Origin of the sequence: Bacillus sp. FSL M8-0049 (assembly GCF_038593355.1) — a bacterium.
Taxonomy (GTDB): Bacteria; Bacillota; Bacilli; order Bacillales; family Bacillaceae; genus Bacillus; species Bacillus safensis.
In genome coordinates, this window is record NZ_CP151986.1 from 3,041,714 (window position 1) to 3,061,638 (window position 19,925).

At 44.2% G+C, this 19,925-nt stretch carries 19 protein-coding genes; 1 reads left to right on the forward strand and 18 read right to left on the reverse strand.

The genetic code is table 11. From position 1 onward, the window contains the following. Positions 1-12: 12 nt before the first annotated feature. The 14 genes from nikA to NSU13_RS15865 all read right to left on the reverse strand — a co-directional run bounded on the left by nikA (position 13) and on the right by NSU13_RS15865 (position 15,484). Positions 13-1,635, reverse strand: a complete 1,623-nt coding sequence (gene nikA / locus NSU13_RS15800) for a nickel ABC transporter substrate-binding protein (RefSeq protein WP_342489621.1) — start codon at positions 1,633-1,635, stop codon at positions 13-15. A 149-nt stretch (positions 1,636-1,784) separates the two neighbouring features. Then, entirely contained in the window at positions 1,785-2,963 is a 1,179-nt protein-coding gene (locus NSU13_RS15805; protein WP_335370803.1) for an aminotransferase class I/II-fold pyridoxal phosphate-dependent enzyme, read from the reverse strand. After that, a complete protein-coding gene (locus NSU13_RS15810; protein WP_081124855.1) occupies positions 2,963-3,649 on the reverse strand; it encodes an acetyltransferase in 687 nt (228 codons plus the stop codon). Before NSU13_RS15810 ends, NSU13_RS15805 begins: the two co-directional genes overlap by 1 nt. Next, entirely contained in the window at positions 3,612-4,205 is a 594-nt protein-coding gene (locus tag NSU13_RS15815) for a sugar transferase (protein ID WP_080943491.1), read from the reverse strand. The genes NSU13_RS15810 and NSU13_RS15815 overlap by 38 nt, the downstream gene beginning before the upstream one ends. Before the next feature lie 20 nt (positions 4,206-4,225). Then, the gene (locus tag NSU13_RS15820; RefSeq protein WP_342489622.1) at positions 4,226-5,740 is read right to left on the reverse strand and encodes an MATE family efflux transporter; all 1,515 of its coding nucleotides are present in this window, start codon (positions 5,738-5,740) and stop codon (positions 4,226-4,228) included. A gap of 28 nt (positions 5,741-5,768) precedes the next feature. Continuing rightward, entirely contained in the window at positions 5,769-6,791 is a 1,023-nt protein-coding gene (locus tag NSU13_RS15825) for a polysaccharide pyruvyl transferase family protein (protein WP_258521764.1), read from the reverse strand. A gap of 11 nt (positions 6,792-6,802) precedes the next feature. Further along, the gene (locus NSU13_RS15830; RefSeq protein WP_034280986.1) at positions 6,803-7,825 is read right to left on the reverse strand and encodes a glycosyltransferase; all 1,023 of its coding nucleotides are present in this window, start codon (positions 7,823-7,825) and stop codon (positions 6,803-6,805) included. Positions 7,826-7,852: 27 nt separating this feature from the next. Beyond that, entirely contained in the window at positions 7,853-8,956 is a 1,104-nt protein-coding gene (locus NSU13_RS15835) for an EpsG family protein (protein ID WP_034280988.1), read from the reverse strand. Between the two features lie 14 nt (positions 8,957-8,970). Further along, on the reverse strand, positions 8,971-10,101 hold the full coding sequence (locus NSU13_RS15840) for a glycosyltransferase family 1 protein (RefSeq protein ID WP_041115625.1): 1,131 nt from the start codon (positions 10,099-10,101) through the stop codon (positions 8,971-8,973). Beyond that, positions 10,094-10,933: a glycosyltransferase gene (locus NSU13_RS15845; RefSeq protein WP_034280992.1), complete on the reverse strand. Its 840-nt coding sequence runs from the start codon at positions 10,931-10,933 to the stop codon at positions 10,094-10,096. Before NSU13_RS15845 ends, NSU13_RS15840 begins: the two co-directional genes overlap by 8 nt. Continuing rightward, a complete protein-coding gene (locus tag NSU13_RS15850) occupies positions 10,926-12,074 on the reverse strand; it encodes a glycosyltransferase family 4 protein (protein WP_327827507.1) in 1,149 nt (382 codons plus the stop codon). Before NSU13_RS15850 ends, NSU13_RS15845 begins: the two co-directional genes overlap by 8 nt. After that, positions 12,040-13,914, reverse strand: a complete 1,875-nt coding sequence (locus NSU13_RS15855) for a nucleoside-diphosphate sugar epimerase/dehydratase (protein ID WP_061110108.1) — start codon at positions 13,912-13,914, stop codon at positions 12,040-12,042. The genes NSU13_RS15850 and NSU13_RS15855 overlap by 35 nt, the downstream gene beginning before the upstream one ends. Positions 13,915-14,079: 165 nt before the next feature. Then, positions 14,080-14,763: a CpsD/CapB family tyrosine-protein kinase gene (locus tag NSU13_RS15860; RefSeq protein WP_024423527.1), complete on the reverse strand. Its 684-nt coding sequence runs from the start codon at positions 14,761-14,763 to the stop codon at positions 14,080-14,082. Continuing rightward, complete coding sequence (locus NSU13_RS15865) at positions 14,753-15,484, reverse strand: Wzz/FepE/Etk N-terminal domain-containing protein (RefSeq protein WP_024423528.1); 732 nt, start codon at positions 15,482-15,484, stop codon at positions 14,753-14,755. The genes NSU13_RS15860 and NSU13_RS15865 overlap by 11 nt, the downstream gene beginning before the upstream one ends. Positions 15,485-15,741: 257 nt before the next feature. Between NSU13_RS15865 and NSU13_RS15870 the strand changes: the two genes are divergently transcribed. Then, a complete protein-coding gene (locus NSU13_RS15870; protein ID WP_024426096.1) occupies positions 15,742-16,212 on the forward strand; it encodes a helix-turn-helix domain-containing protein in 471 nt (156 codons plus the stop codon). A gap of 86 nt (positions 16,213-16,298) precedes the next feature. Here NSU13_RS15870 and NSU13_RS15875 read toward each other — a convergent pair whose 3' ends face one another. The 4 genes from NSU13_RS15875 to NSU13_RS15890 form a co-directional block, all read right to left on the reverse strand. Beyond that, positions 16,299-16,523: a phage holin gene (locus NSU13_RS15875; protein ID WP_024423530.1), complete on the reverse strand. Its 225-nt coding sequence runs from the start codon at positions 16,521-16,523 to the stop codon at positions 16,299-16,301. Positions 16,524-16,666: 143 nt separating this feature from the next. Then, positions 16,667-17,566: an iron-hydroxamate ABC transporter substrate-binding protein gene (locus tag NSU13_RS15880; RefSeq protein ID WP_080701164.1), complete on the reverse strand. Its 900-nt coding sequence runs from the start codon at positions 17,564-17,566 to the stop codon at positions 16,667-16,669. 20 nt (positions 17,567-17,586) lie between these two features. Beyond that, positions 17,587-18,588 (reverse strand): iron ABC transporter permease, encoded by a 1,002-nt coding sequence (locus NSU13_RS15885; RefSeq protein WP_061110110.1) that lies wholly within the window; start codon positions 18,586-18,588, stop codon positions 17,587-17,589. Further along, a complete protein-coding gene (locus NSU13_RS15890; protein ID WP_218012078.1) occupies positions 18,585-19,613 on the reverse strand; it encodes an iron ABC transporter permease in 1,029 nt (342 codons plus the stop codon). Before NSU13_RS15890 ends, NSU13_RS15885 begins: the two co-directional genes overlap by 4 nt. Positions 19,614-19,925 lie beyond the last annotated feature (312 nt).

The following is a 19,925-nucleotide window of genomic DNA, read 5'->3' on the forward strand; positions in this document are numbered from 1 at the left end:
ACCTTCCTTCTGTTACTTCAGCTTAATGCCTGTGAAAGGATGTTCATCACGATTTGCAGGGAATTCAAAGTCCTTCACAGCTTTTTGATAAACGGCTGTCTTTTTAAAATAAGAGATTGGCACAATTGCCCCTTGATCCTGTAAAGAGGATAAGACGGACGAATACAGTACTTTGCGTTTCTTTTCATTTGTTGTGGATGGAATTTCCGTCATTTCTTTGATCAGCTTTTCCTTATTTGGGTAGGCTGAAATGGCTTCTTTGAATCCAAAACCATCTGATGAGAGAACGTTCATAAATGTATGCGGATCATACGGCGCTCCGTAGTTGCTAAAGAAGTTCATATCAAACTTATTGGCTTTAAAGCGCTGAACCTGTGTTGCCAAATCCACACCCTCAAGCTTAACGCCGACACCAACGGCTGCCCATTCTGCTTGCAGCGTTTCTGCCATCGCTTTTTGAATTGATTCCGCTGAGTCATACATCATACTAAACTCAAGCTTTTTCCCATCTTTTTCACGAACCGATTTTCCTTTTGGAAGTGTCCAGCCCGCTTCATCCAGCAATGCTTTGGCTTTGTCCACATCATATTTGAAAGACTTCACTTGAATGTGTGACGTATACGGCATGTTAGTCGGCAGGATGTGATCTGCTTCATCCTCTAAACCTGAGGTGACCCCTTCTACCATTGATTTTTTATTGAAGGCATATTGAAGGGCATGTCGCACTTTCTCATCTGACAGCTGATCCACTTTTGTGTTCATAACAAGCTGTCTCGTTGCAACAGGCTCTGACATTTTCGTTTCATACTTGCCGCTTGCCTCAAGCTGTTTGTAGGAATCAAGGCTAATGGTTCCTTCTCCGTAAAGTAAATCCACATCACCTTTTTCAAATGCCATGACTCTCGTTTCCGCATCTGGGATGACCTTTACCTTGATTTCTTTTACCTTTGGTTTTTCTCCCCAATAATGATCGTTTCGTTCGAAAATGGCATAATCATCTTTCTTATATGTTTTTAAAACCCAAGGGCCTGTCCCCACTGGTTTTTCAATTCCTTTTGACGTATCTCCGTTTTTAGGGAAACCTGCTTCACCTAAGAAACGAACTGGACGAACAACGGCTAATTCTTGCACAGTTGGATAATATGGTGCTGTTAATGTGAGTTTAAATGTCTTTTTATCAACGGCTTCTGTCTTTTTGATTTTCTTAATGACACCTAACCAGCTATGTAAATCTTTATTTTTTAAAATCGTATCGAAGTTCTTTTTGACAATGTCCGCATTAAATTTAGAGCCGTCTGAGAATGTCACTCCGTCTCTTAAATGGAACGTATACACCTTGCCATCCTTTGAAACATCCCATGATTTCGCTAATTCAGGTTTCAGCTTACCATTCTTTTGATAGCTGACCAATGGCTCATAAATCATTGATTGCGCAAATAATTGTGATGGGTTGTATACGTGTGGATTCATTTCACCAATATCTCTTGGCCACGCCATTGTGATCATATCAGGATGATCCTTATTGCCTTCTGCTCCATTGTTTGTTTGAGAGCATCCTACTAGTAAAAAGAAAATAAGCAGGAATGGTAATGTTGAATTTATTTTAATTTTCGGAAAATTTCTCCAAATAGACATAAGTTGTTCCTCCTAATTGATGCTGATAATCATTTTCATTTTAAGGAGGAAGGCACCTGTTGTCAATATCATATTTGATACGAAATGACAATGATTATTCCTATTTATTCCATAAATTGAGGAATTTGATAGAAAGAGAGGCAGGCTGCTTACGAATGAGCAGCCTGTGAAGAGGTAAATGTTTTTTCTCGCAGCATGTCATGGAGTATATGGATGATACGCTCCTGATCTGCATCTGTCATGCTCGTTCCAGACGGAAGACAAAGCCCCCGCTCAAATAACTGCTCAGATACAGGAGTGCCTTTTTCCGCAGTATAAAAAAGGCAATGACGAAAGAGCGGCTGCTGGTGCAGCGGCTTCCATACACGCCTTGCTTCGATTTGTTCTTTTTCTAAAGCACCAATGATATCTGCTGGAGACAATTGTGTGTCACGTTCAATGGTCAAGGCCGTCAGCCAGCGGTTGGATTTCGTTTCTTGATATTCTGGCATCAAATGAAGACCCTCTGATTTTGATAAAGCGTCCTGATAACGCTGGAAAATGCGACGCTTTTGTTCAACACGCTCGTCCAGCACTTCCATTTGAGCAATCCCGGCCCCTGCTAAGAGGTTGCTCATGCGATAGTTGTATCCCATCTCTTGATGCTCATAGTGCATCGCTTGTTCTCTGGCCTGTGAAGCAAGAAAGCGGCATCGTTCAATCGCAGCTTCATCATCACTCACAAGCATTCCGCCCCCTGATGTTGTAATGATTTTATTTCCATTAAAAGAATAGATACCGAACCTGCCCATTGAGCCGCTTTTTCTTCCTTTATAAAGCGCGCCTAACGATTCAGCCGCATCCTCAATGACTGGTACATCATATGCTTCACACAAAGCCATGATCTCGTCCATTTTTGCACTTTGCCCATATAAATGGACAACGATGACCGCGCGAGGTTTTTTACCAAGACGTTTTGATTCAACAAAGGCTTTCTCTAAAGCAAGCGGGCACATATTCCATGTCTCCCTTTCAGAATCAACAAAAACGGGCTCAGCTTGTTCATATAAAATCGGATTTGCCGTTGCAACAAACGTGAGGGTGGAACAAAAGACAATGTCTCCTTTTTGTACACCTATCAGCTTTAAAGCAAGGTGAATCGCTGCTGTTCCTGAGGATAAAGCAGCTCCTGACTTCACTCCTGCATAGTCCGCCACTGCCTGTTCAAATTCATTCACAAGCGGTCCAAGCGGCGCAATCCAGTTGCTCTTGAAGGCTTCCTCTATTTTGAGAGACTCTTTTCCGCTCATATGCGGAGGAGATAAGTAAATTCGTTTCCTTTCTTTCATCACTTCCCACCTTCTCTCCGGTCTTTGATTTCAATTGCAGGAATTCCTACAGCGACCTTATGATCATGTATATCTCTTGTCACTGCCGCTCCAGCGCCAATGACCGTCCAGCTTCCGATCGTTGTTCCGGGTGTCACCACGGCACCAGCCCCAATATGGGCACCTTCCCGCACGGAAACACCGCCAGTCAGCACCGCGCCTGGTGACAGGTGCACAAACGATTCGAGTTTGCAGTCATGCTCGACGATAGACCCTGTATTTATAATCGTATGCTCACCGATGGCTGCATCTGCTTGAACCACTGCCCTTGCCATCACGACAGTCCCCCTTCCAATGACAGCTGACGGACTCATCACCGCCTCTGGGTGAATGAGTGTGGCAAATGCTGTATCTTCAAATGAGAGGCGTTCCTTGATGAGCTGTCTGATCTCATTTTGTCCGATCGCAATCAGCCATTTCATATGAGGCATTGTCTCTCTCAGCTGCTCACTCATGGAGATCGGTCCATACAAAATCCCGCTTTGAGTGACCGCCTCTTCAAATTGATCATCTAACACCGCACATAATGAGTAATCGGCATGTGCAAAAATGAGATCTTGGATGACTTTGCTATGTCCTCCGGCCCCAATTAAACCAATGGTTTTCTTCTTATATATCGGTTCCTTTGAATTTTTCAGCTGTGGCATGATCCGGCTGCTGCACCCCCTCTGTTTTCATGACCTTCAGCAAGGTCATCCATAAAATTTTCATATCGAGCCAAAACGATTGATGCTCGACATACCAAAGATCATAGGTGAATTTCTCCTCCCAGGTAAGCTTGTTCCGGCCGTTCACCTGTGCCCATCCTGTTATGCCTGGCTTCACAAGATGACGCCTTGCTTGTTCTTCTGTATACATAGGCAAATACTCCATCAAAAGCGGTCTTGGCCCTACAAGACTAAGCTCTCCTTTGAGTACATTGACAAGCTGCGGCAATTCATCAAGACTAAGCTTTCGAATCAAGGCGCCGGTTTTTGTTAATCGCAGATGATCTGGTAGCAGCACCCCATGTTCATCGCGTTCATCGGTCATCGTCCGAAATTTATATAGCATAAAAGGCCGGCCATACAGACCAGGCCGCTTCTGCCGAAACACCACAGGCGTTCCAATTTTCCATCTAATCAGTCCATAGATGAGAAGAAAAAGAAGACTGCCTGCGATGAGCAGCGTCAATGCCACCGTCACATCTATCATTCTTTTCATCATTGCATCTCCTTTTCATATTAGCGGGAGACCGCATGTTTTACCTTACGCATCAGCTGCATCCGCTCTCGTTTCGTTCCTGCAAACAGATACAAGTAGCCCATATAGAGAATGAAACAAAGCCCGCCAATACAAAACAGCTCCCACCATGAAGTCACGTTATATACCGCCTGAATCCCCGCACAGATACCCCAAATAAATAGCCCTCCAGCAAGTGGAACCAGTGTATGCTTGTAAAAGATAGTGCGTTTCTGATTCGTGATCCTGGCTGTATAAAATGGCAGAAACACAATATTTTTAATCAATAAAACCATTGCCCCCGCTGATGCAATGCCATATAAACCAAGCTGCAGCATATGAGTCAATCCATAGGCAAAAAGCACATTAGAGACACCTAATATAAGGGTGACAACTGCAGGAACTTTCAATCGATTAAACACAGTCGGCACATATGTGAGCGGTAAAAACATCAAGGTCAAACATAAATAAGCCGCATGAATCATAAGAAGCCATTTCAGCTCTTCAAAGTCAGGCCCAAGCCATAAAAGCATGAGCGGACCAGCGAGACCTCCTAGAAGTGCGGCTGGGAACGCAACAAATAAGCCGCTCCACTTAATGGCGTTTGCAGCATATTGAATGAGTCCCTCTTTGTCCTGATTCGAATAAAATTTCGTGATCGTTGGTGCAAACACAACGGCCAGTGTCCCTGCCAGTGTGCGTAATAATAATGGGAACTGTAAAATTGCCGCATACTGGCCCGTCGCTTCCGCTCCAATGAGCAAGTTGGTCATCAATAAATCAATTTGTAAAAACAACAATATCCCCATTTGCTCAAATGAATGCCAGACCCCTGATCGAACAAGAGTGAGACTAGACGATAATGAGACGTGCCGCCACTTGAACGAAAACCAAGGGATGAGTTTCTTAAAATAATAGATACCGATTCCCATAGCCGCTAAGCTTCCAATAACGGCCGCAAGCGGGATATGCCAAATGGCTGGTGTCGTCCATGTAAACAGGATGACAATCATCAGCGCCCTCAAAAACATTTGAATCGCCTGTCCAACACTTGATACATAGAGCTTATTTGCATAAAACGGTGCAGCCCCAATGCCAGACATGACGAAATTGAGCATAAATAAAAGACCCCCTAAAATAAAGGCGGTCTGTGTGTCTTTCGCGAGATGAACAGGCACATGAAGCCACTCAACCAGCTGTTGAGACATGAAAAGACAAAGCAAAAAGAGACTGATCGATAGTAAAAACGAACTGACGAAATAGGAAGCGAGATAGCGCTGCGCCTTCTCCATCTCTCCTTTATGAGCCGCCACAGAAAAAAATCGCACAACAACCGCACTTAACGAAGCCGTAATGACCGATAAATAGTTGATCATATTTTGCGTCAGATGGATTAAGCCGAATGCTTCCACCCCAAGCGTATGAACAATATAAGGTGTTAAACAAACAGACATGAGCATCATTAGAACAAACGTAATTAAGTTCGCACTGGCATTGTAAAGAAACGCCCGATTCATTGTGCTTTCACGCAGCGTTTAAGAGCCCTCATCCAGCTTCCTCTCCCTTTTGACCGCTTGTTTTCATCAGCTGATGAACGGCCTCTTTCACAGCTACCTCATTTGGTTCTTTTAAAAGGGTCATAAACGGAAGGTGAGCCACCCACTCAAATCCCTCCATCACCTTATGATCAAACGATCTAAGGACAACACACGGTGTATGAGTGATCGCACAAAAGATCATGCCATGCAGACGATCTGTCACGACGACCTGCGCTTGTTTTAACTCCGTCCACAAAGACGTTAACTCCTCCAAGCGAGTCGTTCGATCGACTCGTCTGCCAATTGTCGTTGTGATCAAACCGACTTGATCATATGTCTCTTGGATATGCTGCTGCAGCTGCTGGCGCTCCTTCTTTGTGAGATACGCTTCTTGATCCTCACGCAGACAAAGCAGAACCCCTTCACGTGTTTCATCCTTTGATGATTCGTCTAATGACAGCACCATATCAGGCTGTTTCCACACATCTTGATCAGGAAAATGAAGCTTCATCCATTCATAGGTTGTTTGATCTCTTGCCATGAGAAGCATTCTTGGATGCTGACTATACGTGTGAATGGCGCGGCGCTCCTCTCGTTTCCCTCTCTTTGTTTCTGTAAAATGTACAGTAGCAGGCAGCTGGATCATGGGATAGGACTTGAAGGTCTTGATGATAAATTGTCTCGTCCATTCTTCGTACCGGTATAAATCCCCCATATTGCCCCCGCCGATCATACAGACGATGTCTTCTGGATGCCGGCTGCGCTTTAGCGGACGGGCAAGGCGATAGATATCCTTCATGTCCACTTCTATGATGTCATAGGCTGGAAAGTGTTTCTTTAAAAAACAATAACTCGCATAGGCAATCGCATGATCCCCTAAATTATCATGGCCCGGCAGCAGCGTGAGAATGATTTTCTTCTGATGACTCAGCTCTGGCAGCCTTTGGCGGCTCAGTCTATACTCAAGCGGATATTTGACCTTTAAAAGCAGCCACTCTGCGGTTTTTGCCTTCAATTGCTGCACTGTCAATCCCATCACCCCTATTTCCTTGTCTGATATTCGATCCATTTTTGATAGCTAGAAGCCGCGGCAGAAAGCGGATAAACCAATCGGCACTTAGCAAGAAATAAAATCATTCGCTTTCGAACCGTGAGCTTCGATAGTTCCACCTGTTTGACGGCATGCTGAAAAGCATCATGTGTGATCATTTCACGCATGTGATCAAGCTTTTCCTGAATAGAGAGATCATTTTGGCTCTTCCATTCGTTGAGCATACAATGAAGCGTATGATTGACGATAAAAAAGTCTAATGCTTTCTCATACAGAGAGATGTCATCATGCTCTTTTAAAAAAGAGCGCTGTGCATGATAAAAGCTCAGTCCATGATGAAAATACTGCTTCTGATATCGCTGCACAATAGATGACAGATGAACCCTGTAATAATAAAGGGGCTCATGAACAAAAGCGATGCTGCGTGATAAAGAAAAACAGCGCAGCGTCACATATTGATCTTCAATGTTCTCAAGTTCACCCCGCAGCGGAAATCGAATGTGGTGTTCCTCCATAAAGGCACGCCGATACAGCTTATTCCATGAGAATCCAGTCAAGTCTCCGTGTAATAACGCTTTGATTAAATCCGTTTTTTCGGCTGAGCGCTTGTCTAACAGCGTCGTTCCTATCGTTCGCTTTGACTGTTCAAATTGAATCCAATACTCGCTCACAATAAGATCTGCCCCGGTCATTTCGGCTTTTTCATACATAGCTTCACAGTAATGAGGAGCGAGAATATCATCTGAATCCACAAAGGCGAGATACGTCCCCTTCGCTTCCTCGATGCCCCGGTTTCTCACAGCGCCTAACCCTTGATTGGGTTGATGGATTACCCGGAAACGCTCATCACGCTCAGCAAATGCTTCAAGCCATTCACCGCTGCGGTCGGTCGATCCATCATTGATAAGAATGACTTCTATATCAGAAAAGCTTTGATCTGCAATTGATTGAAGACATTGCTCCACATATTGACTCGTATTGTAAACTGCGACCAATAGACTGATAGCTGGCATTACAGCATGCCCCACCTTTCTTCAAATCTACTTTGTAAATATCGTTCTATACGGCAAAACCGAAGAATCAAACGGCATCAGCATGATGCTGTACAGAATATAGCAAACAGCAATCCCTACATACATAAACACATTAGACCGCTGATCAAAAATGCGTGTGAAATATGGCAGTAAAATGAGCTGATACAAGCCAAAATAAATATGAAATCTTGCATAAATGACATCCTTCGTTGCAAGGATGCCAAACAAGAAACCAAGCAAACAAAAATTCACAATGTAATCACTCTCAGGCGTCAGCTCACGAAGTCGTTTTCGATAAAAAAAAGCAAGCAGAAGCGGCAAAATCAAGACACCGATTTTTGTCACATTCATTCCATTCGTATTCGTTGTGAGCCATTCCTCGTAATGACCATATGAACTGCCTTGCAGCATCACGACAAACACTGAGACAAAACGGTCATAAAGAGCGGTTAAGCCTAAGAACACCAGGCATAAGACCAGCATCATCCAAGACCAAGCCTTTGTTCTCACAATAAAATACACAGGAATCATGATGAGAGCGGATGAATGAAACAATGAACATACAAGGACGAGCGGAAAATACAATTTCCACTGTCCATTGATCACCAACCGGACGGCATAAAAAAGAATCGCTGCCACCATATACTGACGCATGCCATTAAATGACGCATAATAATGAAAGGTCCCAAGAAAAAGCAGCATACTCAGCTCAAATGGACGGCCATATTGAATAAGCGTCTTGATGATAAAAAAATAAGTAATGGCCCCGACTGAGATATACATGATTTGCGGATCATGAGACAGTTGATTAAGCATCCATAAAATAAACGTAAACCCTGGATCCGTTGCGGCCTTATCCACACCGAATCCAAATATATGCCAAGGCTTTTCGTAATTGATGGAGAACTCATACATCTGGCCATATGTGACAAAATCGGTTCCTACTTTATACCGAATACCAGCTACGATACAAAGAAACAGAAACGGAAAAAACACCAGAAGCTTATTAGGCCGCCATCCGCTTTGAATGGTATCATCACGCCTGCCGTAGAATGCGGCAAAGCTCGACCATAAATAGACCATGATCATGTTCACCAAATAAACCGCCATCTGCTCTTCCTTCCTTACAGTCCGTATAGATTCATCACACGTGTAATATTCTGTTTCACATCAAATCCTCTTTTTTCAAGCTGAGAGGTAATGGTCTCTTGAAGAGGAGGTTCTGCATGATATGCTTCAAGCACCGCCTTCATCCATTCATGCGCGGAATCTCGCAGCGACTTCCTTTTCACAAGCCCGCAGCCTAAATCTACTTCCTCTGTAATATGATCTGAAATCACACAAGGCAGACCAGACGCCTGGGCTTCCACTAATACAAGCGGAAGACCTTCAAACAAGGAAGGCATCACAAATACATCAAATGCTTTCATATACTGCGGAACGTCTGATACGACGCCTGTAAAGACAACGTCATCCATCAAGCCTGCCTTCTCTGCATACGATTCGACTACTTGCTTCAGCGGTCCATCTCCTACGAGGACAAGCTGAAATGAAACCCCTTGCTTCTTTAAGGTCTGTGCCAGCTCCATAAAAAAAACATGATTTTTTTGCTCATGGAACCGTCCAATATGACCAATGACCATGTTTTTTTCGCGAAGATGGAGGTGCTTTTTGATCTCCGCCTTTTCTTCTGGATTGGGCTGAAAAAAAAGGGATAAATCAATCCCATTTGGCAGCACCTCAACCTGCCCGTTCTGCATTTTTTTCTGTCCAAATAAAAAGACACCGGCATCCTCGCCGCATGCAACAAGCTGTGTAGAGAATGTAAAGATCAGCTGGCGAAACCCTTTGAGCATCATATGATCCAGCCAGTTTGGCGACGGCTTCCACGCTGTATTATGTGAATGGCAAATGCGCACCTTCACCCCCGCTAGTTTGGCAGCAAGTGCGGAGAAGCCTGTCTGAAAATCCGTATGTGCATGCACTGCCTGATAGGGCCCTGTTTGCCTAATTGTCTTGGTCAATGTTTTCACAAAAGCAACCGGAGAGGACGCCCCAATACTTGGGACGTAAAAGATGCGTCCCCCAAGCCGGCGAATTTCCTCATCATAATCACAGACGTCCTGCCGGTGGGTAATGAAATCAAATTGAAGGACATTCCTGTCGAGTGCACGATAAATGTTCATAATCATCGTTTCAGCTCCGCCGCGGTTCATCCCGCCCACAATATGAAGCACGCGCTTTGGCTCACTCATCCCGAACCGCCCTCCTCTTCAGCATAGACGACGCCAGCTTCCGGCGATGATAAAGCTTCATGATCTTCGGTGACAAGAAGGCACGGACCACCGGCTTTAGAGCAAATAAATAGTCAAGCGGCGACAGCTTTAATAGCCAGCATGCTTTCAAAACGAGCCAGGCATTATCTATCGAATATCGAAACTTCCGCCGCTGAAAAGCCGCATCATCCTCTCTCACCAGATATAACGGCTCTTGTAAATTAAAGCCTTTTCTCCCAGCAGCAAAAAAGCGGATCCAAAGATCGATATCTTCCATCCGCCTTGTTGTTTTCACAGAGCGATATCCATGTAAAGCCTTGTAAGCAGAAGCCCTCATCATAATGGTCCCATGACAAAAAGGAGTCCCTCTTGCCATCACCTTCCGATCGGGCTCTGAAACAAGTGCCCGTACACCCTTTGTTCCCGATTCATCAAAAACTGTCATCGCCGTACCAACCACATCATATTCAGGATATGTATCGAGGAAATGAACCTGTTTTTCTAAACGAACAGGCACAGAAATGTCGTCGCCATCCTGCCTTGCAATCAACTCTCCCCTCGCTTCAGCCAGGCAGCGATTGAGACTGGCAGCGAGTCTTTGATTTTGTTTATTGCGGATCAGGCGGATTCTTTCAGGATGTCGTTTTGTATAAGACAGCACTTTCTCATAAGTGCCATCTGTTGATGCGTCATCACATATGATGAGCTCCCAGTTTTCATATGTTTGATGAAGAATAGATTCAATGCTTTCTTCTACTGTCTCTTGGCAATTGTAGACGCCCATGATCATAGACACCTTTGGTTTATGCATGCTGTATCACCTTCTCTGCTTGATCCATATAGATTGTATAAATTTCTTCCATTGCACTTACCGTCTGCTCCTGTGCAAATGCATGAGCCATAGAGCGTCCCGCTTTTCCCATGAGAGGCAGCTGATCTTTTTTGTCGTAGAGCTGCTGCAAGTAATCAGCTAAACTATTCACATCTTGCGGTTTAACTAAAAAACCATTGACGCCATGTTTGACAAGCTCACAATGTCCTCTATTCTCCGTTGCAACCACAGGTTTTTCTGCCGACATCGCTTCAAGCAGGTTCATTCCGAGCCCTTCTCTCAAGCTGGTGGAAACACATACATCGCTCATATGCATCCATTCCTCTATTTGTTTGCAAAACCCAGCAAAGTGGACATGATTTTCAAGATGGAGCTGGCGGGTAAGCTTTTCATAGTTCGGCCTCATTGTCCCTTCCCCGGCAAACACAATCTTTATATTTGGTATTTTCCTAGACAGCTGCGCACATGCTTTGATGAGCATCCCTTGATTTTTATTCGTATTTAATTCACCAGCACACAGCACGATAAAATCTTCCGAGGAAAAGCCATAGGCTGCGCGAAGGCGCTGCTTCTCTTTTTCATCGACAGGTGCGAACCGCTTCATATCCACACCCATACCGGGCACATAATATACAGATGTCCGCTCTTTTGATAGACGGTCGGCTCTTTTAAAATCTTCTCCATTAATGGTGATCAGAGCGTCTGTATAGCGGGCTAGAAATCTCTCTATTGGATAATAGAGCAGCCAGTTTTGAAGCGGCGCCCCCTGCCAAAAGTGAAAGCCATGTGCCGTGTAGAGAACCTTCGTTCCTTTTTTGCGCGTACCTTTGGCTGCGAGCCTGCCAATGACACTTCCCATTGGTGTGTGGCAATGGATGAAATCATAGTGCTCTTTCGCTAACAGGTTCTTCAGTTCTACATACGCAAGCCGGTTGCGTACATGAAAAGGAGAGCGCTGAATCGGAATTGAGTGAGCTTGATTCACATAGGGCAGCTCCAGCTGGCCGTTTGCCGCTGTATGCACTTCCCATCCTTGTTCCTGAAACCACCGGAAATACGGAAGATGAAAGGCTTTAAAGTGATAATCAACCGTTGCGCAAAACAAGACTTTTTTCTTCATTGACAAGCGGCTCCTCCTCTCGTTTCATCTGTTCGGACAACATATCATGTGACTCAATGGCAGCAAATAATGCTTGTCTCATTTGCTCTTCGCTCATCATGTCAAATTCATGGATAAAGCGGTTCAGCACATATGGGTCACCATCCAGCGCATGGCCGATGTGAATTTTCGGGAAGATTTGCTCCTGTGCTTTTTCATGCTGGTTGAGTAATTCCTCGTACATTTTCTCTCCAGGACGAATGCCTGTGAAAGTGATTGGAATCTGGTCTGTGGTGTAGCCTGAGAGGTGAATGAGGTTTTCTGCGAGGTCCACGATTTTCACTGGCTCCCCCATATCTAAAACAAAAATCTGTCTTCCTTCTGCCAGTGCACCTGCCTGAATCACAAGCCTTGATGCTTCTGGGATGGTCATAAAATATCTTGTCATGGCTGGGTGCGTGACCGTCACCGGCCCGCCTTGCTCGATTTGTTTCTTAAAAATAGGGATGACGCTCCCTCTGCTTCCGAGTACATTTCCAAATCGAACGGCGACAAATTTTGTTTCACTGCTTGCCCCCATTTGCATGATCAGCATTTCAGCAAACCGCTTAGTAGCTCCCATCACATTAGCAGGGTTGACCGCTTTGTCAGATGAGATGAGGACGAATGTTTCAATACCGTGCTCGTGTGCGGCTTCTGCGACATTTTTTGTCCCGATAATATTGTTTTTCACGGCTTCTTTCGGACTGATCTCCATGAGCGGAACATGCTTATGTGCCGCAGCATGATAAATCATATCCGGCTGAAATTGACCAACGATTTCACTCATTTTCTGTTTATCTTGAATATCCGCAATTTGTGGATAGAGTCTGATGCTGCCTCCATACAATTCTTTCAGCTCTAGTAAAATAGAATGAATGCTAAATTCTCCATGTCCCACAAGTACAATCGCTTGAGGAGCAAACACACAAATTTGACGGCAGATTTCTGATCCAATCGATCCGCCTGCCCCTGTGACCATGATCGTTTTTCCCTTTAAATGAGCAGATAGACGGCTCGTATCTAATTGAATCGGTTCTCTCCCTAGTAAATCCTCTGGCTGTACATCCCGTAATTGATTCAGCGCATGGGTTCCTTTTAAAATCTGCTCCATTTCCGGCATGATCTGTGTTTTGACCCCGGTCGCGACACATTCCTTATACAGCCCTTTTAAGGTGTGGCTGCTTTTGGACGGAATGGCGATGATGATCTTCTGAATATCCATCATGACGACAGCCGTTTGAATTTGTTCTTTTCCTCCTATGACAGGCAGACCCATAATTTCAAGCCGATGTTTCGTCTTGTCATCATCGATGAAGGCGACTGGCTCAATATGTACATCACTCGATTGCTGAAGCTGACGAACGAGCATGGTCCCCGCTGATCCGGCGCCAATAATTAATGCCCGCTCTTTTTCTGCTTGAAGCCGTTTTGCCCCGTCATGAAATAGCCTAGAGGCCATACGAGATGCACCGATGAATAAGATATGAAAAAGCCACACGATGAATAAAAACCGAAATGGCCATGTCTGCACGAAAAGGTACAGCATCGTCATCGAAAATAAAAAAGAACACACAAAGGTCTTCATTAAAGAAAATAACTCTCTTACTCCTGTATAAGCCCATACTTGCTTGTACACATGAAACATGCAGGCAAATATATGGTGCCCAATGAGCAGACTGAGTGAAGAAATGGCGAGCATTTCAAATGTATAAACGGTTAAAGCCGCCTCTTGGACAAATTGAAAACCAAAAAAGACGGCAACTAAGATGAGATATGAATCTAGTGCTACGATGATTGATAATCTTTGGGCGTAAGTCAACGCTCCTCCCCCTTTTTAAAGCATCACTATTCTTACGTAACATGGGCATCAAACCCGTCCTCACATCCCACTACTGATGACGAGCATCTAAGGCACCGGTTATGCCCACAGCAGGATCGAGTGCCTCCATTGTTAAAGATTAGGAGACATCACCTATCAATCTTTTTAATACATATACAGCCTGCCCTTTTTCTCTTTCTTGCCATTTAGCATAGCTCCAAGCAGTTTACTTGTTGTTCCTTCTAATACTTCTTTTGATTTCTTCACAGCAGCAATCTTTGTTTTGCCGCTTAAGACAACGAGAATGCTCCCATCCGTCCGGTTCGCCAAGATCTTTGCATCTGCAACTGGCAGAAGCGGCGTGGAATCAACAATCACCATGTCATATTGCTGTTCAATCTCATAAAAGAGCTGCTTCATCACAGAAGAGGAGAGCAGCTCAGCTGGATTCGGCGGAATGGTTCCACTCGGAAGCAGCTCTAAATGCTCGATCGGTGTCGGTAAAATGGCTTCTTCCAAGCTGCAATTATTTAATAGCACATTCGTCAAACCGGTATGATGACTCAGATCAAAATATTCATGGACGGCCGGCTTTCGCAAATCAGCGTCCATGAGCAGTACCCGCTTGTTCTGCTGTGCAAAAACAGCTGCTAAGTTTGCAGCCGTAAATGATTTCCCTTCCTTCGGTAAGGAGGAGGTCACTAATATCGATTTCAGCCTTGTTTGGATCGATGTGAATTCGATGTTTGTTCGGATCGTACGGAATTGTTCCGCAATGACAGAGTGAGGATTTAATACAGAAATACAGGATAAATCTCTCTTTTCTCTTTTCTTCCTCTTAAAGATCAATGTTCTGTCCTCCCGTTATGACGGACTGCTTGTCTTTTTTGGCCCTCCTGTCTGCCTGCATCTGATAGACACTGCCAAGCGACGGCAATCCGATCTCTTCTCTTATTTGATGTGTTCGTTTTACAGTATCATCGAGTAAATTCATTAAGAAAATGAGTGTCATGCCTCCTAATAAAGAGGCGCCTAGTGCCAGAACGATATGAACGAATTTCCTTGAATTCATCAGAATCGTGTTGGACAGCTTGGCTTCAGACAAAACATTAATGCGATCCATATTCATTGTTTTTTTGATTTCTTCTTGCAGCACCTCTGTTGCGGTATTCGCAATGGCGACTGCCTTCGCGCGATCCTCATCTTGTACAGAAATATTGATGACCTCAGACTCATTTTCTGTACTTGTGGCAATTTTGTGCTTTAGTCCTTCAGCTGATTCTGTGAGATGGAGTGTTTCTTTTACTTTTTCAATGACGATTGGGCTTTTTAATAAAACTTGAAAGGTACGTGTATATTGAAGGTTCATCTGAATATCGTTTAAATCTGCTTGTGCGTCATTGCTGCGTTTATGAACAAGAATTTGAGTGGTTGCCTGATATACAGGAGTCGAGACATAGAACTGATAATAGGCTGAAATGCCCGTTACGATCAGGACAATCAGGATCAGAAGGGCCATTTTCTCTTTAATGACAGAAAACAGCTGCTTAAAACCTATATTCTCATTCATAGATACCTCCCGATTTCATCATAAAAAGGTTATATATGGTTTCTTTTTGTTAATGATTGGATTATAAAAGATAATACCCGCAAAGAAAAATGTCATAATAGGTCTTATAGTTCTTTTTAAAGAACGAAATCGTTCGTTTTCTTTTGTTTACTTCCTGATTCTTACGTTTTTGAATTTTATAAAGAACAATTTATTTCTTATAATGAACGAAAAGGTCGCAGAACTATTCGCCGGGGAGAAGGGAGATCATTGATCGAATGATAGGCAAGGTGATACGCATTTACCGAAAGAGAAAAGGATACTCGATTCAGCAGCTGGCTGAGGATGCTCATGTCTCTAAGTCATATTTGAGCAAAATTGAGCGTGGTGTCCACAGAAATCCATCTGTCCAGTTCTTAAAAAAGGTATCCTCTTCATTAGAGATCGATTTACAAGAGCTGTTTGATGCAGAGACGATGATGTTTCATTACGCTGAGGGTGGTGAACACGAATGGCGGGAGCATATTGTGAGTGCCGTCCAATCAGGCATGCCTAAAGAAGAGCTCTATCAGCTGCTCCAAACGTACCGAAAGGAGCAGGAAGAGAAGTCGTTACATGTCACCCATAGAAAGCTGACCGATTCAAATATCGCAGAGTGGAAGCGTCTAATGAGTGAAGCGAAGGCAATTGGTTTAAGCATTGAGGAAGTAAAAGCTTTCCTCAACAACATGGGAGAACGCCGGGCGTAAGCCTTTCAGGAAGAATGATTGCGGGGAGAGGCGTTTGACGCTTCGATGAAAAAGAGCCTTTGATTCATGAAAGGCTCTTTTTTCTTTTATTCTTCTTTTTTTGTTCGTGCTTTTTTCGTTATATCATTGTTTTTCCAATAGGCCCATAGTGATGTAATTCCCAGAAAAGCCAGCGTGATGAATTGCTGAACGCCTTCTTCATCAATAGGAATTGGGCTTTTTCCCGCAGCGGTTAGCGCACTGTTAACAAGCGCCAGTAAAAGCAGCACAAGCCTTGCAATTGTACCTGCACTAATTTTTTGAACCTCCAACTGTAACCCCTCCCTTTCCTCTTCTTACGGGCGGTATTGCTTGTTCTCTCTCATATGTATGCAGCCGCCGAATGAATAGAAGAACGAATCAAAAAAAGAGACATCATTCCTATATGCGGAATGATGCCTGATTTCATTTGCTATTATTTAGAGAACATCTCTTTTGCTTCATCCAATGCCATTTTATTGCCTAGAGCTGAATAATCGAGCCACGGCTGATCGGCAATCGGATAGACTTGGTTTTTCTTCACTGCTTTTAGACCCTTCCAAATCGGAGTCTTTTCTAATTGCTTGAATGCCTGCTGCGCTTTATCATCACGGTTGACAACGACAAAGATCGCATCAGCATCATAATCAGGAAGAACCTCTTGAGAAATCACTTCAAATGGGCGCTTGCTGTCCAGCTTTTTCACACCATCGACAGGTGTCAGGCCTAAATCCTCGTATAAAATAGGACCCATTGGGCGCTTCATGCTAAATACACGAAGCTCCTTTGCTGTCACACGGATGGCCATGACTTTTCCGTTTCCAATCTTTTTCTTGATGAGCGATTTGACTTCTTTTGCTTCTTGATTGTAATTCTTAATATATTGATCCGCTTCTTTTTCTTTATTGACGTGTTTGGCGATTTTTTTCAAATGATCCCGCCATGTGCCATCATTTAAATTAAACACTTCTGTTTTAGCGATCTTTTTATATTTCGATAAGTCTTGTCCGGCTAATTCTTCATCAACATAAATGACATCTGGTTGTAACGCAAGCAGTGATTCCATATCTGGATCAGCTGCAATGCCGAGCTTCTTCGTCTGACTCAGCTGCTTTTTCGCATGTGGAAGGAAATCTTTTAAGTCTCCTCCTACAACAGAGCCCGCCGGCTTGATACCTAGTGCTAATAAGTCATTTGTTAAATGAATAGACAAGGAAGCAATCTTTGGTGTTCCATTGGTCTTTTCATTTGTTGTATTCTTTGTTTCCTGTTGTCCGCCGCAAGCGGCAAGCAGCAAGAAACAGAGCGTTAATCCAAACACTAGTAATTTTTTCATGATGAGTTCCTCTTTCGTGTTTATTTCGTTTTAGTTAATAAATAAAGAAAATATGGGGCACCGATAAAGGCCACGACCACACCCGCCGGTATCGCATTTGGAGCAAAGATGGAACGTCCGATTGTATCGGCACTGACCAAAATCAACAAGCCAAGCAGCGCACTAACTGGTAAAAAATACTGATGCAATGAACCGACAAGTCGTCTAGCCAAATGCGGGGCGACGAGGCCTATAAAGCCAATACCGCCTGTCATTGAAACACTTGCACTCGCGAGGCCTACCGCTAAGGTCAGCAAAAGGAGACGTTTACGCTGGACACGTACACCTACACTTGAGGCGACAGCATCTCCTAATGTCAATGCATTGAGCGTGTTTGACTGCATCAGCGTAAGCGGCACAAGGCATACAATCCAAGGCAGAAGCGCCAGCACATGAATCCAGTCTCTCCCCCATACATTGCCCACTAGCCATCTTGAAGCAAACGTATATGTATCTTCATCCAGCTTCAATGACAAATATAAGGTGAGTGCACTAAATCCCGCAGCAACCGCAATGCCAACTAAGATCAGCCGGATAGGAACAAGCCCTTCATGCCGGTCATATGCAAGAAGCACGATGACCGCTGCCGCGAGCAGTCCGCCGCCAAACGTAAAGAGCGGAATAAGAAGAGACGGATTGCCTTCAAGTGCGTGAAAATATGTCACAAACACAATTAAGCCAAATGCCGCCCCTGCATTCAGTCCAATTATCCCAGGATCGGCCAGCGGGTTACGGGATAAGCTCTGCAAAATGCCGCCAGCAATGCCAAGACCAATACCAGCTAACATCGTCACCACAATTCGAGGCAGACGATAGTCAAACAGCACCGTTTCACTTTGAAAATCTCCAAAGCCAAATAACGTCTTGACGACCATGACAGGGTTTAGTTTCAGCGTACCGGTATTTAAACTATACAGCACAACAGCCGCACTCAGGCAAAGCAAAACGACTGTCACGACAAGAGCACGCTGTTTCTCTCTCATGACAGGTTCCTCCCTTCTTTTCTGGCAATGTATAAGAAGAAAGGAACACCAACAAGTGCCACCATCACGCCAATGGCAAGCTCTCTTGGCGGATTGACTGTACGGCTGGCAAGGTCTGCAAAGACAAGCAGCATGGCGCCTAATATCGCTGACATTGGAATGACGAAACGATAGTCTACACCAACAAGCTTTCGTGCAATATGCGGGATGACGAGACCGACAAATCCAATCGATCCAACTGCTGATACAGAAACCCCTGCTAATAACACAGCAGCGGCCATTCCTAGTATTCGCACTTGTCGTGTTTTCACCCCTAAATTTGCCGCTGTATCTTCACCGAGCGATAGTAAGGAAAGTGACCGGCCTAATAGCATGGCCCATACGATCACAATCAGAATAACCGGGACGAGAATCGTCAGCTGCGGCCATTTCACACCAGCTACCCCGCCTGCATACCAAAAAGCCAGATCCTGACTCAGGTCAAAATAAATCGCGATCCCAGAGCTGAGCGCATGAAGCAATGCAGCTACAACCGCTCCTGCTACAGTGAGGCGCAGCGGTGTCAATACGCCGCCAGCCGCTCCAATCGCAAAGATCAGCAGCGTACTGAGCACAGCACCAATAAAGGAAAAAAACATCAGTGCTGAATAAGGCATTCCTGGGAAAAAAGCAAAACAGAGAGCGACCACAAACATCGCACCGCCATTAATGCCCAAAATCCCCGCATCTGCCAGTGGATTTCTTGTGATGCCCTGCATAAGAGCACCCGCTACGGCAAACGCCGCTCCCACTAGAGCTGCCCCTAAAACACGTGGAAGTCTTAATTCATGGATGATCTGCTGCTCTGTGACATTTGACTGGTAGTCAAATACAGCTGTCCAAACCGTTTGCAGAGACAATGTTTTTGCACCGTATGACACAGCAAAAAACATGGCAGCCGCTAAACCAATGACGGCGAGAAAAAATATCAAAAAGAACAGAATATGTGATGATCGTTTTTGTTGAGGTTTTCGCTTATCCTGCAAAATCGGTGTCATCCTTTTCTTCATTAAAAGTCAGTTTGAAAATGAGAATCATAATCAACAAAATTATAGCCGTCAGCCTCTAAAAAATCAATGTACACCCCTTTTTTTAATTAATGAAGGTATGTCATCGAGGTGGGAGGTTCTTTTTGCCGCTCAGTACGGCCTATCATTTTTTCTCATAGTTTAATAGGAAAATAGTTGACAGTTCGCATGAATATCCCCTAAAATTACAAAAGTAAGTCAAATGTTATAAAAATATTACAAACAGATGTCAAACTAATAAAGAATGACCCGTCATGAGAGGAGATTTGA

What these genes read in the sequence shown, in the direction of transcription:
- NSU13_RS15880 (WP_080701164.1), bottom strand. Translation starts at nt 17,566, where the DNA reads ATGAAAAAATTACTAGTGTTTGGATTAACGCTCTGTTTCTTGCTGCTT.
- NSU13_RS15815 (WP_080943491.1), bottom strand. Translation starts at nt 4,205, where the DNA reads ATGAAAAGAATGATAGATGTGACGGTGGCATTGACGCTGCTCATCGCA.
- NSU13_RS15840 (WP_041115625.1), bottom strand. Translation starts at nt 10,101, where the DNA reads ATGAGTGAGCCAAAGCGCGTGCTTCATATTGTGGGCGGGATGAACCGC.
- NSU13_RS15865 (WP_024423528.1), bottom strand. Translation starts at nt 15,484, where the DNA reads ATGAATGAGAATATAGGTTTTAAGCAGCTGTTTTCTGTCATTAAAGAG.
- NSU13_RS15810 (WP_081124855.1), bottom strand. Translation starts at nt 3,649, where the DNA reads ATGCCACAGCTGAAAAATTCAAAGGAACCGATATATAAGAAGAAAACC.
- NSU13_RS15885 (WP_061110110.1), bottom strand. Translation starts at nt 18,588, where the DNA reads ATGAGAGAGAAACAGCGTGCTCTTGTCGTGACAGTCGTTTTGCTTTGC.
- NSU13_RS15830 (WP_034280986.1), bottom strand. Translation starts at nt 7,825, where the DNA reads ATGCCAGCTATCAGTCTATTGGTCGCAGTTTACAATACGAGTCAATAT.
- NSU13_RS15870 (WP_024426096.1), top strand. Translation starts at nt 15,742, where the DNA reads ATGATAGGCAAGGTGATACGCATTTACCGAAAGAGAAAAGGATACTCG.
- NSU13_RS15845 (WP_034280992.1), bottom strand. Translation starts at nt 10,933, where the DNA reads ATGCATAAACCAAAGGTGTCTATGATCATGGGCGTCTACAATTGCCAA.
- NSU13_RS15805 (WP_335370803.1), bottom strand. Translation starts at nt 2,963, where the DNA reads ATGAAAGAAAGGAAACGAATTTACTTATCTCCTCCGCATATGAGCGGA.
- nikA (WP_342489621.1), bottom strand. Translation starts at nt 1,635, where the DNA reads ATGTCTATTTGGAGAAATTTTCCGAAAATTAAAATAAATTCAACATTA.
- NSU13_RS15835 (WP_034280988.1), bottom strand. Translation starts at nt 8,956, where the DNA reads ATGGCGGTTTATTTGGTGAACATGATCATGGTCTATTTATGGTCGAGC.
- NSU13_RS15820 (WP_342489622.1), bottom strand. Translation starts at nt 5,740, where the DNA reads ATGAATCGGGCGTTTCTTTACAATGCCAGTGCGAACTTAATTACGTTT.
- NSU13_RS15850 (WP_327827507.1), bottom strand. Translation starts at nt 12,074, where the DNA reads ATGAAGAAAAAAGTCTTGTTTTGCGCAACGGTTGATTATCACTTTAAA.